This is a genomic window from Hylemonella sp. P2_B10 (genome assembly GCF_056404875.1).
Window position 1 is genome coordinate 157,034 of sequence record NZ_JBFUDE010000003.1, and the last position, 15,032, is coordinate 172,065.

11 protein-coding genes are annotated in these 15,032 nt (G+C 63.1%); 7 read left to right on the forward strand and 4 right to left on the reverse strand.

The annotated features are described in order from the left end of the window. Positions 1-168: 168 nt before the first annotated feature. The 3 genes from AC1DX2_RS13250 (at position 169) to AC1DX2_RS13260 (ending at position 4,788) form a co-directional block, all read left to right on the forward strand. Positions 169-2,082 carry an ATP-dependent nuclease gene (locus AC1DX2_RS13250; RefSeq protein WP_477196827.1) on the forward strand — a complete coding sequence of 638 codons (1,914 nt, stop codon included), beginning with the start codon at positions 169-171 and terminating at the stop codon, positions 2,080-2,082. After that, the gene (locus AC1DX2_RS13255) at positions 2,079-3,746 is read left to right on the forward strand and encodes a UvrD-helicase domain-containing protein (protein ID WP_477196828.1); all 1,668 of its coding nucleotides are present in this window, start codon (positions 2,079-2,081) and stop codon (positions 3,744-3,746) included. The genes AC1DX2_RS13250 and AC1DX2_RS13255 overlap by 4 nt, the downstream gene beginning before the upstream one ends. A 244-nt stretch (positions 3,747-3,990) precedes the next feature. After that, entirely contained in the window at positions 3,991-4,788 is a 798-nt protein-coding gene (locus AC1DX2_RS13260) for an N-acyl homoserine lactonase family protein (protein WP_477196829.1), read from the forward strand. Between the two features lie 6 nt (positions 4,789-4,794). Here the strand turns inward: AC1DX2_RS13260 and AC1DX2_RS13265 are convergent, their stop codons facing one another. From AC1DX2_RS13265 to AC1DX2_RS13280, 4 genes are read right to left on the reverse strand one after another with little or no spacing between them, the layout of a single operon-like run. Then, positions 4,795-6,012, reverse strand: a complete 1,218-nt coding sequence (locus AC1DX2_RS13265; protein WP_477196830.1) for an MFS transporter — start codon at positions 6,010-6,012, stop codon at positions 4,795-4,797. A gap of 5 nt (positions 6,013-6,017) precedes the next feature. Then, on the reverse strand, positions 6,018-6,737 hold the full coding sequence (locus tag AC1DX2_RS13270; RefSeq protein ID WP_477196831.1) for an IclR family transcriptional regulator: 720 nt from the start codon (positions 6,735-6,737) through the stop codon (positions 6,018-6,020). 34 nt (positions 6,738-6,771) lie between these two features. Further along, a complete protein-coding gene (locus AC1DX2_RS13275; protein ID WP_477196832.1) occupies positions 6,772-7,962 on the reverse strand; it encodes a mandelate racemase/muconate lactonizing enzyme family protein in 1,191 nt (396 codons plus the stop codon). Positions 7,963-7,973: 11 nt separating this feature from the next. Beyond that, positions 7,974-8,873 carry a dihydrodipicolinate synthase family protein gene (locus tag AC1DX2_RS13280; protein ID WP_477196833.1) on the reverse strand — a complete coding sequence of 300 codons (900 nt, stop codon included), beginning with the start codon at positions 8,871-8,873 and terminating at the stop codon, positions 7,974-7,976. A gap of 317 nt (positions 8,874-9,190) precedes the next feature. Between AC1DX2_RS13280 and AC1DX2_RS13285 the strand changes: the two genes are divergently transcribed. The 4 genes from AC1DX2_RS13285 to AC1DX2_RS13300 are packed head-to-tail and all read left to right on the forward strand — an operon-like array spanning position 9,191 to position 15,023. Next, positions 9,191-11,851 (forward strand): TonB-dependent receptor, encoded by a 2,661-nt coding sequence (locus tag AC1DX2_RS13285; RefSeq protein WP_477196834.1) that lies wholly within the window; start codon positions 9,191-9,193, stop codon positions 11,849-11,851. 40 nt (positions 11,852-11,891) lie between these two features. Then, positions 11,892-12,632, forward strand: coding sequence for an SDR family NAD(P)-dependent oxidoreductase (locus AC1DX2_RS13290; protein ID WP_477196835.1), 741 nt, complete (start codon positions 11,892-11,894; stop codon positions 12,630-12,632). A gap of 4 nt (positions 12,633-12,636) precedes the next feature. Further along, entirely contained in the window at positions 12,637-13,542 is a 906-nt protein-coding gene (locus AC1DX2_RS13295; RefSeq protein WP_477196836.1) for a 2-dehydro-3-deoxygalactonokinase, read from the forward strand. After that, positions 13,539-15,023 (forward strand): 2-dehydro-3-deoxy-6-phosphogalactonate aldolase, encoded by a 1,485-nt coding sequence (locus tag AC1DX2_RS13300; protein ID WP_477196837.1) that lies wholly within the window; start codon positions 13,539-13,541, stop codon positions 15,021-15,023. The genes AC1DX2_RS13295 and AC1DX2_RS13300 overlap by 4 nt, the downstream gene beginning before the upstream one ends. Positions 15,024-15,032 lie beyond the last annotated feature (9 nt).

Consider the following 15,032-nt stretch of genomic DNA (forward strand, 5'->3'; position numbering starts at 1 on the left):
AGTGGTTTGCACTCAACGAAACGCCCACTTTTTAGTGGGCGTTTTTGTTTTGTGCGAAGGCTGCCTTGCCGCCAATATCTGCTTACGTCGCGCTCAAAGCGGCAGTACTATTGACTCCTTGGTCGTGGATATTGGACTCTCACCGCGTCCAATCAGATAAAAAAGGGGGTGCACTTGAAGCTGCAAACTGTCCGTTTGTCGAATTTCCAGTGCTTTGGGCCTGCACCCACAGAGGTTGCGTTGGACAGCGTGACCTACCTCATCGGTCCCAACGCCTCAGGCAAGACCGCGCTGCTCCAGGCGTTGTGCCGGATGTTTGCCTTCGACCCGAGTCAGCGGCGGGTCCAGAAATCCGATTTCCACATCCCACACGACGAGGACGAGGCGCCCGCAGAACGAGAGCTTTGGATCGAGGCTGACTTCCTATTTCCTGAATTGAACGACGACGAAGAGGGGAGCACGGTGGCCCCGTTCTTCGGTCACATGCGGCTTGATGATATTGATGGGACTCCACGAGTTCGGTTTCGCCTAGCCGCCAAGCTCGATGCGGACGGTGCGATCGACGAAACGTTCGTGTACATCCTGGACCTCAATGATGACGGCACGCCGTTGAGCACCGCCACAGTCGCCCGGTCCGAGCGCAACCAGATCCAGTTGCACTACCTACCCGCGAGGCGAGACCCCTCTGACCACATCGCCTACGGCTCCAACGCGCTGCTAGGCCGCCTGCTTCGCGCGATTAACTGGGAGGCAGAACGGGCCAAGGTCAAGGAGCTGACTGGTCAGATCAGCGACAGCCTGGCGGAAAACGCCTCCGTGGCAGCCTTCAGCGGAACTCTCAAAACGACATGGACGGCCCTTCACAGGGGGAAGTATTTCGCGGACCCTTCGGTGACCTTCGTCGCCTCAGAAGTCGAGTCGCTGCTGCGGCACCTGTCGGTTTCCTTTGCGCCGGGCCACGATCAGAATCTGGTGGACTTTTCTCGGTTGAGCGATGGGCAAAAGTCTATGCTGTACTTGTCCCTGGTCCTGTCAAGCCAGTCTATAGGCAGGGCAGTGCTGTCGGGCGACGACAGCTTTGACGTCGATAAGCTCAAGCCTCCCGTCTTCACTATCGTGGCGGCAGAAGAACCGGAGAATAGCCTGTCGCCGCACTTTCTGGGCCGCATCGTGAAGGCGCTTGCAAAGATGGCAGAAGGTGATGATGCCCAAGCCCTGATCGCGACCCATTCGCCGTCCATGCTGCGCCGCGCGGACCCGGAGCATCTGCGGTATATGCGCCTGACTGAAGAACGCATCACACGCGTCACTTGCATCGTGCTGCCCGCAGAGGACGATGGAGCGCACAAATATGTGCGCGAGGCGGTGCAGGCGTTTCCCGAACTCTACTTTGCGCGGCTGGTTGTCCTGGGCGAGGGCGACAGCGAAGAGATCGTGTTGCCCCGGGTGCTGCAGGCCAAGGGTGCCGCGGTGGATGACTTCGCCATAGCCATCGTCCCCCTGGGCGGGCGGCACGTGAACCATTTTTGGCGGTTGCTGGAAAGCCTGCAGATTCCCTACTTCACGCTGCTGGACTTGGATACTGGCAGATACCAGGGTGGCTGGGGGCGATACAAATACGCAAATGACCAGTTAGCCCTACACGCGCCCGACAAGGTGCTGCCGGCCGACCAGCCGATACCAAAATGGAACTCCACCAAATACAAGGTTCTGGACCCTGATTACGGTGAATATCTCGATACCTTCGCATCACGCGGGGTGTTTTTTTCGCTCCCCCTGGACCTGGACTTTGCCATGATGCAAGCATTCCCGGACGCATTTGGCGCGACGCCCGAGCCGCCGGACGATGCGGCGATCCAGGCGGTACTGGGAAAGAGTTTCTACGACGCAACTCAGTACAGCGATGACGATCAGGCGCTGTTCTGCAGCTACCACGGGCGCTTTAAGCTCGGTAGCAAGCCAGCTGCCCACATTGAAGCTTTAACGGGGATCAGCGACGAAGACCTGCTGGAGAATTTGCCTGAATACCTAGACAATCTTGCGGATGCCATTCTTGCGCGCTTGGCGGAGTTGCCCGAGTGATTCCGGCCAGCACTTGGACACCGGCCGGTAGCCTGACCCTGGAGCCCAACGCTCTACTGGCGGCGAAGGAGCCGCAGCGCTGCCTGGCGATGACCGCCGGTCCGGGCGCTGGCAAATCAGAAATGCTGGCCCAACGCGCCGACTTTCTTCTGCGAACCGGCCTCTGCCGGTACCCAAGGCGCATCCTGGCCATTTCGTTCAAGGTCGACGCCGCGAAGAACTTGAAGGACCGCGTCCGCCGGCGCTGCGGGATGGAACTGGCGTCCAGATTCGACAGCTTCACCTTCCACGCCTTTGCCAAGCGCATCGTTGACCGGTTTCGGCCGCTACTGACGGGAAAGGATGCGCTTGTCGCAGGGTACAAGATCGGCACGCAGCGGCTAACCAGCGAGCAAATCGAATTCAAAGACCTCGTGCCTCTTGCTCTACAGATCTTGAACAGTTCGGATCAGGCCAAGCACGCAATTCGACAGACCTATACCGATGTCTTTTTGGATGAGTTCCAAGACTGCACGGATGCGCAGTACGAGCTGGTAAAGGCAGCGTTCCTTGGCACGGGCATTCGCCTGACTGCGGTGGGTGACACCAAACAGCGCATCATGGGGTGGGCCGGGGCGATGGATGGCATTTTTCCGAGGTTTGCACATGACTTCGACGCTATCCCGCTGAACCTCTATCGCAACTTCCGGTCACAACCAGTCTTGCTTCGCATGCAAAACGAGGTGATCGGCGACCTCGATGCTGCATCCGCCATGGCGGATGACCAGATCAAGGGGGAAGGCGGAGAAGTGTTTGCCTTGGAGTACGAGACCGCACAAGAGGAAGGCGAGGGTATGGTCGGCCAAATCGCCAAGTGGCACGGCCAGGGCATCCCCTACTCCGAAATCGCAGTCCTGTTGCCCCGCCAAGTCGAACTATACGGGGCCCAGCTGATAGCAGCATTAACAGCCGCAGGCATCCCATTCCGCAACGAACAGCAGCTTCAAGATGCCTCTGCTGAGCCGGCGGCCAGGTTGATTGTGGACTTCCTTGCGAGCCTCTACGGGGAACGGGAACCTAAGGCCTGGGTGCGCATGATGGAACAGTTGGCTCCGTTTGAAGAGGGCGACGAGGGACAGACCGTTCGCCAAGAGTTGCAGAGGTTTGTCAAAAAGCAGCGCAAGGACCTGATGATGGAGGAGCTGATCGACGGCCAGTACTCCAGCTGGAAAAAAGCGGTAGTGGCTTTTCTAAAATTCGTTGGCGGCGAGACCCTGATGGCCCTCTCCCCCGACTACGAGGCCAGCGCACGCTTGAACGAGGTGATAAAAGACACCGGCAAGCACATTTCCCGCATGCTCAAGGAAGAGCCTGATTTGCTCAAGGCGCTGCGGCTGTTCTCCGATGACCAGTCAGTCCGGATACTGACCGTGCACAAGAGCAAGGGCCTTGAGTTTGACACGGTGATCCTGCCCGCGCTTGAGACCGACACCTGGTGGACCAGAGAGCCCAAGGAACAGCTATGCGTGTACTTTGTGGGGATTTCGCGCGCAAAGAGTCGCTTGGTGCTGAGTTGCGCAAAGCAGCGCGACCGGCCGGAAGGCCATACAGGGCGTTGGCTCGTTGACCGCACTCCACAGGAGGACTATTTTCGCTACGCGTATCCATTTGTCTCGGGAAACTGACCGCTCAGCGCATTGGCGTGGCCGGAAAGTCCGGATGCGTCACTGCGTATATGGAATTCGGAACTTATCGCAAGCGGCCGGCGCTGGGCAATACGGGCAATGTTGTGGGCCGGACTATAGCGGTTTTATCAGGCTATTTGAATAGCCCTTCGCGAATGCGCCACACGCTGTTTGGGCAGCGTTAATCATTGATGCCGGAGCTAGTTCCCGAATCAGTATCATCAAGCTTTCACAAGGAGACAAGATGAAACCCAGCTTCTGGTTGGCGCTCGCCGCGGGCGCATTCCTCTCCCTTTCGGCAGCGGCCCAGGAGGTCACGCTGACCCGGCTCGATTGCGGCAGCGGGACCAACGACCCCAGGCGCTTCAGTGACACCTTCGCCTATACCGAGACTACGAAACCCTTCACCTTCAGCTGTTATGTCATCCGACACCCTGCCGGCATCATGGTCTGGGACACCGGCTACCTGCCGGGCTCCAATGCCAGCGCGACCAATGCGCCGCTGGCTGATCTGCTCAAGCAGATCAACGTCAATGCCGACGATGTGAAGTTTGTCGGGGTCAGCCACTTTCATGCCGACCACACCGGCCAGCTGGCCGTGCTCAAGAACGCAACGCTGCTCATCGGTAAAGGCGATTGGGACGGCGTCACCGCCAACCCACCCATGGGCGGCGCGAATGCGAAGGGCTTCGCCGAATGGATCGCCGAGAAGCGAAAGGTCGAGGCGCTGACCGCAGACAAGGACGTCTTCGGAGACGGCACCGTCACGGTTCTACGCGCGCCTGGGCACACACCTGGGCACAGCATGCTGCTCGTCCGCCTGAAAGAGAAGGGAGCAGTGATCTTGAGCGGCGACGCCGTGCACTTTCATGAGAACTACGTGAACGAAGGCGTGCCGACCTTTAACTACGATCGTGCCCAGACACTCGCGACGATCCAGCGCATCAAGCAGATCGAGAAGAACCTGAAGGCGACAGTCATCATTCAGCACGACCCGCGAGACATTGGCAAACTGCCGGCTTTCCCAGCTGCGGCTAAGTAAGCAGGCTTAGGGCGCTGTGCCCCGGTGGCGCGACGACATCCACGCCAGCCCGCAAGCCACCGGATGCAAGCACCCCATCAGCACAAACACCATCGCATAAGAGTTGCCGCCCACCAGCTGCCCCACTACCTGCGTGGACAGCGCGCCCCCAATGCCGCTGCCGGTGCCCATGATGCCGAACACGGTGGCAATGGAGCCCTGGGGATACTTGTCCACCAGCAGCGCGCCGTGGTTGATCTGGAACATCAGGTGCGAAAACGTCACCAGGGCCGCCAGCGCAAGCATCACCGTGTCGCCAACGCCCAAGGCGATCAACATGCCGGCGGGGGCCATCATGGCTGCCAGTGTCATCACCATCAGGCGGCTCTTTTGCGGTGCTGCGCCCCGCTTGATGAGCCAGCCCGAGGCCAGCCCGCCGGCGATGCTGCCAATGTCGGCCGCCAGGTACACGATCCAAGCCAGCTGGGCCACTTCCAGCAGCGTCATGCCGCGGCCTTCGCCCATGTATTTCGGAAACCAGAACAAATAGAAATACCAGACCGGGTCGGCCACCAGGCGGGCCATCATCAGGTACCAGATGGACTTGTCCTTCAGGATGGCCATCAGCGGCAGCTTGTTGTTGGGCGCTGATGCGGTGGTCTCAACGGGCTGGGCCGGTGTCTTGTAGATGGCCAGCCAGGCCACCAGCCACACCAGCCCGGCCGCGCCTGTCACCACAAAGGCCGCGCGCCAGCCGTGCGACAGCGCCAGCCAGGCGATCAGCGGCGGCGCGATGGTGGCGCCAATCATGGCCCCTGCGGTGTAGATGCCCACCGCCAGGCCACGCTCGTGCGCAGGAAAGTTTTCGCTGACAGCCTTGGGCGCTGCCGTGTAGTTGCCGGCCTCGCCCAGGCCAAGGGCCGCGCGGGCCGCGCTGAGCTGGCCAAAATTCTGCACCAGCCCGGTCAGCATGTTGGCCACGGACCACCAGCACACAAACAGCGCCAGGCTCAGCTTGGTGCCGAGCTTGTCGGTCAGCCAGCCAGAGATCAAATACGCACAGGTGTAGGCGATCAAGAAGAACTGCACCACCCGGGCGTAGTCCAGCGCCGTCATGCCCAGCTCTTGCTGCACCTGGGTGGACAGGATGGACAGCGTCTGCCGGTCGACGTAGTTCAGCACCGTCGAGAAGAACAGCAGCGCCAGGATGACCCAACGCCGCCGGTTCGGCAACAGCGCGTTCACTCGCGTTACCCGACGTCTTTGGCAGCCAGGCGCAAGGCGTCCACCAGCTGTTCGGTGGATGCCTCGGGGATCCAGCCCGAAAGCGCCATGCCGGCGTGGGCCGGGTCCCCGGTGGACACGGCCACGACGTGGAAGGCGCGGTCATCCGCCACGTGGATGCGCGCATAGCCCAGGGTGCGCACCTCGTTCAGCTTGGCCAGCAGTTGTTCAATGCCGTCCGGGTATTGGGGGATGTCCTTGTCCTTGTAGATGCCGCGCACCACGTCGTCCGCCAGCTCCGACAGCAGCACGATGCCAATGCCGCTGGTGGTTGCCGGCAGCAAGCCGATGCGGCCCAGCGCGCGTGACGCGTCCACACCCGGTGGCGCGTGGAACAGGTAGCTGACGTTGTCCTTCCACAGCACGCCTAAAGCGACGGTCAGGCCAAATTTGCGCAGGCCTTCCAGCACCGGCAGCGCACGCCGTATCAGGCCCGAGGCAAACAAGCTCTGCGCGGCCAGCACGTGCATGCCGGCACCGGCGGTGTATTTGCGGTTGGCCGTCTGCCTGGCAATGCCCAGGTAGGTCAGGGTCTTCAGCAGCCGGTTGACCTTGGTCGGGTCGATGCCGATGCGTCTGGCGATTTCGCGGCAGCCAATAGGCTCTGACGACGTTGCCAGCGCCTGCAGCGTGGCAATGCCGTCTATCAAGCCCTGGTTGGGCTGTGCACCCAGCAATGACTCCATGCTTCTTACTTCCTGTTCCGGGCTACCGGGTTCATTATTGGACAAGTTCCGCGTGCTGCCAGAAGCGTGCGTTGGGCTCCACCCCCAGGCCGATGCCGGTGGGCACCCTGTACTGGTCGCCCTGAAACGCCATGTCGGTGTCCAGCAGCTGCAGGTTGCGCTCAAAAACCGAATGCTGCCATTCGTGTTTCCACAGGTTCGGCAGCGTGGCGCTGGCATGCAGGCTGGCCGCCAGGAAGATGCCGGTGCCAATGGTGGCATGGGGTGCGATGGCCACGCCGGCTTGGTGTGCCAAGCGGGCAATGCGCAAAAACTGGGTGATGCCGGTGTGCGCCATCTCGGGCTGTATCAGCGCCAGCTTGCAGCTTTGCAGCCGGTTGCGCACTTCATGTTCGGTGTACCACTCCTCACCGGCGGCGATAGGGCACTGCGCCGCCTGGCACACCGCTGCCAGGCCGGGGGTGTCTTCCGAGGCCACCGGCGCTTCGAGAAAGCGCGGTTGAAACGGCTGCAGCTGCTGCGCCAGCGCGATGGCCCCGGCGGCGTCAAACTTCCAATGCAGGTCGGCCATGATGTCCGCAGCAGGCCCCAGCGCTGCCCGCAAGGCGGCAAACTCGGCCTGGATGCCCTCGTGGCTGACCACCGCGGCAAACTTGAAAGCCGAGATGCCTTTGCTTTGCCACTCGGCCGCCATGGCCACCCGCTGCGCCAGCGTGGCCGCCGGCAGGCCCGACAGGTAGCCCGGCACCGTGCGCTGCTGTTGCGTGCCCAGCAAGGCGGACAACGGCTTGGCACTGGCCTTGCCGCGCAAGTCCCACAGCGCGATGTCCAGCGCTGCGATGGCGTCCACGTGGAAGCCGCTGGTGCAGCCGCGCACCCGCATCAGGCCATACAGCAGCTCCCACAGGGCTTCGACATCTTGCGCGCCGCGCCCGAGCAGCACCGGTGCCAGCAGGTCGTTGATGATCTCGCAGGTGGCTTTGGGGGCGCAGATGCCGTAGGTTTCGCCCCAGCCCACCAGGCCGTCTGCGGTGGTGATGCGCACCACCACCGAGCGGTCGACCGTGGGGTAGATGGTGCCGTTGCCCGTGCGCACGATGTAGCCGCGGCTGTTGACGGACTCGCCCGGCCCCAACGGGCCGAGGTAGGGCACGTCGCGTGGCAGGGTCACCACGAAGGTCTCGATGCGGGCAATGCTTGCGGTGGCCATAGGCTGGTTTGCCATTGTGGTGCAGATCAGGGCAGCGGCAGGATGTCCCGCAGGCGGTGCAGCAGCGCGTCCAGCTCCAGGCGGTCGAAGGGGTCGAGTTCTGGCCCTGGCGCGCGGGTGTGGTCGTGCTCGATCAGGCCCCGGCGCTTGAGCACCGCCTTGGTCAGCCGCCAGCGGAAGTTGGCCTGCATGCTGAGCAGGGGCAGCGTGCGTTCGAACAGGTCACGTGCGCCTTCCGTGTCGCCCTCGGTGTATTTCTTGTACATCGCCACATGCAGCTCGGTGATCTCGCTGGCGGGCATGGTGCCCTTGGCGCCGCGGGCCAGCTCGTCGATCAGGTAGCGTGCGCCGGCACCGCCAAACACCGCCGTCAGCTGGTCACCGGCCAGGTGGGTCAACTGGGTGATGCGCTGGCCTGAAGGGGGCGCCTCTTCCTTGACGAACTGGATGCCGGCCACTTTGCGGGACAGGTTGGCCACCCGGTCCAGCGCCATGCCTATGCCCATGGGCGCCGGTGCGTTCTGCAGCATGATGGGCAGCCCGGATGTGGCGTGGATGTGCTGGAAGTAGCCGGCCATGGCGTCCAGGTCATTGGCATGCTCCCGGGGGGTCAGGATCATGGCCGATTTGGCGCCTGCCTGCGCACCGGCAACGGCGTAGGCCGTGGCGTCATCCACGTTGGCCGCGCTGGCGCCGACCACAAAGGCTATGCGCTGACGGTTCCACTGCCCAACCTCTTGGGTCAGGTCCAGGCGCTCGTCCTTGGTGAGCATCTCGTACTCGCTGGCAATGCCGGGGAAAACCACCCCGCTGGCGCCGGACGCGATGACGTACTCCAGCACACGCCGGGTGCCTGGTTTGTCGACAGCACCGCTGGCCGTGAAGATGGTGGGAAGGATTGGCAAAACGCCGCCCAAGTTGGACATAGAGGGTCTCCGCAGGTCGGTTGCTGAAATTTGGTTTGCGTAACAATGTTGCTATATAAGCATAACATGCATGTTGCTATCTATGGAACATGGGAGAAACCCCGCGTCAAACCCTTTGAAGTGGCCAATTAGCAAGGGTAAACACCAACGTCGGCGTGGTAAATCCTGATTGATCACCATTTTTTGTTGCTTTAATATATACATTAATCGTGCAGATAAAGTACACCCGAAGGACTCGGGCGACTTGCTCCTCAGCTGCATGGTTCGAATAATTAAAGGAGACAACTGTGAAAAAACGCTTCGTCCGGGGTTTGGTGATGACTTCCGCCCTCGCTTCGCCGGTGGCCATTCCGCTGGTCGCCGTCGCGCAGACCACCCCTGCCAGCCCGTCAGCGGCCACGCCCGCAGACGCAGCCAAGAGCCAGGATGGCGCCCAGCTGAACACGGTGACAGTTACCGGCATCCGGGGCAGCCTGGAGTCGGCACGCAACTTCAAGCGCGACGCCACCCAGTTTGTCGACGCCATCGTGGCCGACGACATCGGCAAGCTGCCCGACACCAACGTGGCTGAATCCCTGGCGCGGGTGTCCGGCGTGCAGGTTGACCGCGGCATCGGCGAGGGCACCAGCGTGTCCGTGCGCGGCCTGCGCCAGAACGTCTTCCTGCTCAACGGCCGCGAGATTGTGGATTCCACCGGCCGTGGCGGCACCGGGCTGGACCAATTGCTGACCTCCACCTATGGCTTGCTGGCCATGGTGCCGTCCGAACTGATCTCGCGCCTGGAGGTGACCAAGCTGGCGGGCGCCAACGAGATTGCCGGCGGCCTGGGCGGCATCGTCGACATCCGCACCCGCATGCCGCTGGACGGCCCGGCGTCGCAAGTGGCGCTGAAGGTGAGCGAAAACTATGAGCAGCTGCCGAGCAAGACTGGCAATGAGTTCTTTGGCCTGTACTCGCAGAAGTTTGCCAACAACACGGTGGGCTTTCTGGCCTCGATTTCCACCGGCACGCGCAACCTGGAGCAGCAGGGCCTGGACACCTTCTCTGGCTACCGGACCTACGTCGACGCCGGTGTGACCCGCTTTGGCAACCAGGACGTGCGCGCCACGGACATCCAGGAAAAGCGCAAGAAGGTCGGCTTTGACGCGGTGCTGCAGTGGAAGCCCAGCGCGGGCCTGGAGCTGACGGCGGACACCTTCTATTCGAAGCTGGATTCCAACCGCGACCGCTACTGGCTGTCGTTCACGCCGACCTCGGGCCTGACCAATGCGACCTACTCCGCCAACAACATCCTGCTGAAGGGCAATGCCGCAGGCCCGGTGCTGACCAACACCGAGTTTGCCGACGTAGCGTCGGACATGAGTTCGTCCGCGCTGAGAGCCAAGTTCACCATTTCAGACAGCTTCCGCGGCTCGGCGGAAGCCTCTTACGGGCGGGCCAGCCAAAGCTACCACCAGCTGTACCTGCGGCTGCAACCGCTGGCGTCGATCACGCCCAATGTGGACTTTGACCTGACCAATGGCGACTTCGGCTCCTTCAAGATCAACGGGCTGAACGTGGCGGATGCGTCGCAACTGCGGCAGACCATCCTGTTCGACAACCTGTACCGTGCCAGCAGCACGACCAAGGCCGTGCGGGCCGACTTCAAGTGGGCGTTGGACTCGTCGCTGGTCGACTCCTTTGAGTTCGGCGCGCGCTACAACACGCTGGACGCCAAGCAGAACCCGTTGCGGGCCGACATCCGGCCTGCCGGTGGCATTCCGGCCACGCAACTCTCGGCTTTCCTGCAGACCTACAGCAACAACGACTTCATGTCCGGCAACTTCGTCGGCCTGCCCAGGAGCTACATCACGGCGTCGCGCAGCGCATTCACGGGCTGCAGCGCCTTCACGGCCTTCCCGGTGATCACGCAGGATCCGCAGTGCCTGAACGGCGCCACGGTGGCAGCGGCAGTGGCCTCGACATTCCAGGTGAATGAGGCTTTCACCGAGGCTTATGCCAAGCTGAACTTCGACACCACCATTGCCCAGAAGAACCTCTCGGGCAATGTCGGCGTGCGGGTGGTGCGGCGGCAGATGGACTCGATCGGCAACCTGATCGGCGCCACCGGCGCGACCACGCCCACCACCTTCACCCGCGATGACCAGGAAGTGCTGCCCTCGGCCACCTTCCGCTGGGCACTGGACCCGAGCACCCTGGTGCGCTTTGGCGCGGCGAAAGTGGTGGCCTTCCCGAACACGGCCGATCTGAACAACGGCGTGACGCTGAACAACAACGCGATCTTTTCCAATGGCGTGCAGATCCAGACCGGCAGCGGCACCGGCGGCGCGCCCGGGCTGCAGCCGTTCAAGGCCAACCAGCTGGACGTGTCGGTCGAAACCTATTTCGGCAAGCAGGCCATGGCCTCGCTGGGTGTGTTCAACAAGGACGTGTCGAGCTTCATCATCCAGCAGCAAAGTGCCGAGAGCTACGGCGGCGTCAACTACCTGATCAACCGCAAGGTCAACGGCCAGGGCGCCACGGTGCGGGGTGTGGAGGCGCTGGTGCAGATGCCGTTCTACTTCCTGCCGCAGCCCTTCAACGCCTTTGGCGTGATGGCCACCTATTCGTACATCGACTCGCGCACGCCCATCGTGGACGCTGCCGGCCGCACGCTGCCGTTCCCCGGGCTGTCCAAGAACAACATGAACCTGGTAGGCTATTACGAGGACGGTGCGGTCAGCGTCCGCCTGGCCTACAACTGGCGCAACCCCTTCCTGCTGAGCTTGTCTTCGGCCAACACGGGTATCTACAACGACGAATACAAGGACTTGTCGGCCACCCTGCGTTACGACTACAGCAAGACGCTGTCGTTCGGCTTTGAGGCCAACAACCTGCTCAACAGCATGCAACGCACGTACGATGGGTCCACCGAGGGCCTGCGGACCAATGTGGTCTTCGGGCGCATCTACAAGGCCAACCTGAACCTCAAGTTCTGAGGGGAGTGTGAGAATCAGGTGAGCACGAAGGAAAGCGGGCATGTCTTCATCTGAACTCAGCGACAGGCGGATCCTGGTCACCGGCGCGGCGAGCGGCATCGGTGCTGCCATCTGCAAGTTGTTCATCGAGCAGGGGGCCCTGGTCGCCGGGCTGGACATCAACCCGGTGACGGGGACGGATTGCAACTGTCCGGTGGACCTGGCCAACGAGGGCCAGCTCGCCGCCACCCTGGCGCGTGTGGAGGCGGAGTTCGGCATGCCGGACGTGGTGGTGCACGCGGCCGCCATGCCCGGCAAGGGCAGCTGCCTGGACACCCCGCCCAGCGCCTTTGCCGCGGTTTACAACGTCAACGTCATCAGCGCCGTGCAGCTGATCCAGTGGTGCGTGCCGGCCATGCGGAGCAGGAAGAAGGGTTCCATCATTTTGCTGTCATCGATCAATGCCGACTTTGCAACGCCCACGCTGGCGGCTTACGCCGCCTCGAAGGCGGCCCTCAACAACCTGACGAAAACGGCCGCCCTGGAGCTGGCCGGGGAGGGCATACGCGTCAACGCGATCGCCCCCGCGTCCATCGACACGCCGATGCTGCGGGCTTCGTATGGCACCACGCCCGAGGGCCTGGCCGCGCTGGCGCAAAACGTCCACCGCCATCCGCTGGCGCGCTTTGGCCAGCCGGAGGAGGTGGCGCAGCTTGCGTTGTTTTTGGCCTCCGATCGCTCGGCCTGGATCACCGGCGCCATCATGCCCATCGACGGAGGCGCCAGTGTCACACGCAGGTGAAGGGATGGCCAACGAGTTTGTTGGGGTGAATTGGGGCAGCTCCAATTTCCGCGCTTACCGCATCGCCGCCGACGGCGCCTTGTTGGACGAATGGTCGAAGCCGGCTGGCGTCAGCGGGCTGGACAAGGCCGGTATGGCGAGCCTGATTGAGGAGCTGCATGCGCGCTGGCCTGGCCACGGGCAGGTGTATGCCAGCGGCATGATCGGCTCGAACATCGGCTGGCAGGAAGTGCCTTATGCCATGGCGCCAGCCGGCCTGGCAGAGATTGCCGGGGCCACGGTGGCGGCGCAGATCGGCCAGGTGCCGGTGCGCATCGTCCCCGGCGTCACCTGCAAGCGCGCGCATGACGGCGGGCCGGACATTCTGCGCGGCGAGGAGATTGAACTGTTTGGCTTCTCGGCGCTGCAGTCGGGTTTCGACGGCATGGTGGCCCTGCCGGGCACGCACACCAAGTGGGCCATGTTCAGCGCTGGCCGGATTCTCGACTTCTTCACCAGCATGTCCGGGGAGATGTTTGACCGCTTGACGGCGGCCGGTCTGCTGGCCTCCATCGTCGAGGGCGAGGCGGGGCTGAACGATGCCTTCCAGGACGGTGTGCGCCTGGGGCGCGAGCGTCAACTGGGGCTTGGCACCTTGTTGTTTGGTGCGCGCGCCAAAGTCATACGCGGCGAGCTGCTGCGGCGGGATGCCGCGTCCTACATCCGCGGCCTGCTGATAGGCTCGGAAATTGCGGATGCGCTGGCGATGTACCCGCACCTGCAGGGCGCCACCATCCCGTTGATCGGCAACGGGCCTTTGTGCGCCTTGTACGCCGGTGCGCTCGAAGCCATGGGCATCCAAAGCCACTTCGTGGTCTCGAAAGATGCCTGCCTTGCAGGCTTTCGAGCGCTGCATGGTGCCTGCGCATGAGCAGCAGCGCCCCATCGCATCTGGAGCGCCTGGAAGCGGCGCTGCAAGCGGCGCCGCTGGTGGCCATCCTGCGGGGGATCACGCTGGATGAAGCTGAAGGTGTGGTGACGGCACTCTATGACGCGGGCATCCGCATCGCCGAGGTGCCGCTGAATTCGCCCAAGCCCTTCGAGACCATCGCGATGCTGGTGGCGCGGTTCGGCGACCGGATGGTGATTGGTGGCGGCACCGTGACAACCCCGGCCCAGGTGGCGCAACTGGCCCAGTGCGGGGCGGCCTTGTGCGTGTCGCCCAACACGAACCCAGAGGTGATCCGGGGCGCCGTGGCCGCCGGCATGGTGGCCATGCCGGGGTTTCAGACGGCGTCCGAAGCCTTCGTGGCCATTGAGCATGGCGCGCGCTATGTGAAGTTCTTTCCCGCAGGGGGCAATGCCTCGGCGCTGTCTGCCATGCGCGCCGTGCTGCCCAAGGATGTGCGGGTTGTCGCCGTGGGGGGGGTGGGTGTCCACAACCAGGAAGAGCTGCTGGCGGCTGGCGCCACCGTGTTCGGCATCGGCTCGGAAATCTACCGGCCTGGCAACACGGCTGCCCAGGTTGGGGCGTCGGCCAAGGCGCTGCTGGCCGCCATGGGGCATGGCGGGCCTGTGAAGCGCGTGAGCCTGGTCTGCAACCCTGAGGCGCTGATTGGCGAGGCACCTTGTGTGGTGAACAACGGCGGGGCGATCCGTTGGGTCGACCCGTTGCAGAAGCGATTGATGACGGCCAGCCTGCCGAGTGGTGTGGTGACGCGTACCGGGTTGCCTTTTGCTGTTTGGTCCATCGCCGCGTTGCCTGCGGGCCATTTGGCCGGTACGGTGGACGAGGGCTTTTGCACTGTTGATTCGAACACGGGCGTGGTCGCCAAAGGGCCTGCCGCCGCGCAGGCACCGGGCTGCCGCTTCAATGACATGGCGGTGGACCCTTTGGGCGGCTTGTGGGCCGGCTCCATGCACAAGGGTTTGCTGGCCACGACGGGGGCGTTGTTCTACGCGCCCACCGCTGCCGCAGCTTGCCGCCAGGTGGCGCAGGGCCTGGGCGCGCCCAACGGCATGAAGTTCAGCCCGGATGGCAAGACGCTGTTCGTGCTGGACACCCAGGCGCGCACACTGCTGGCCTTTCCTGCGGACATCGAACGCGGGACATTGGGCGAACCGCACGTGCTGACCGACTTCATGGGCATCCCCGGCAAGCCCGATGGCATGGCCTTGGGCGACGGCGGCACGTTCTGGGTGGCCATGTGGGGCGGCAGCTGCGTGGTGCAGATCGCGGCCAATGGTGGGCTGCTGCGCACAGTGGCCCTGCCGGCGCCGCACGTCAGCAGCGTGTGCCTGGATGCCCAGGGCACGCTGTATGCGTCCACGTCCCGCATGCGGCTCAGCCTTGACCAGATTGCCCAGGCGCCTGGTTCGGGCGGGCTGTTTGCGATCAAGCTGAATACCTAGGCCCCAGAT

Excerpts from the sequence above, each read along its gene's own strand:
- AC1DX2_RS13260 (WP_477196829.1), top strand. The coding sequence starts at position 3,991 with ATGAAACCCAGCTTCTGGTTGGCGCTCGCCGCGGGCGCATTCCTCTCC.
- AC1DX2_RS13270 (WP_477196831.1), bottom strand. The coding sequence starts at position 6,737 with ATGGAGTCATTGCTGGGTGCACAGCCCAACCAGGGCTTGATAGACGGC.
- AC1DX2_RS13275 (WP_477196832.1), bottom strand. The coding sequence starts at position 7,962 with ATGGCAAACCAGCCTATGGCCACCGCAAGCATTGCCCGCATCGAGACC.
- AC1DX2_RS13280 (WP_477196833.1), bottom strand. The coding sequence starts at position 8,873 with ATGTCCAACTTGGGCGGCGTTTTGCCAATCCTTCCCACCATCTTCACG.
- AC1DX2_RS13285 (WP_477196834.1), top strand. The coding sequence starts at position 9,191 with ATGACTTCCGCCCTCGCTTCGCCGGTGGCCATTCCGCTGGTCGCCGTC.
- AC1DX2_RS13290 (WP_477196835.1), top strand. The coding sequence starts at position 11,892 with ATGTCTTCATCTGAACTCAGCGACAGGCGGATCCTGGTCACCGGCGCG.
- AC1DX2_RS13295 (WP_477196836.1), top strand. The coding sequence starts at position 12,637 with ATGGCCAACGAGTTTGTTGGGGTGAATTGGGGCAGCTCCAATTTCCGC.
- AC1DX2_RS13300 (WP_477196837.1), top strand. The coding sequence starts at position 13,539 with ATGAGCAGCAGCGCCCCATCGCATCTGGAGCGCCTGGAAGCGGCGCTG.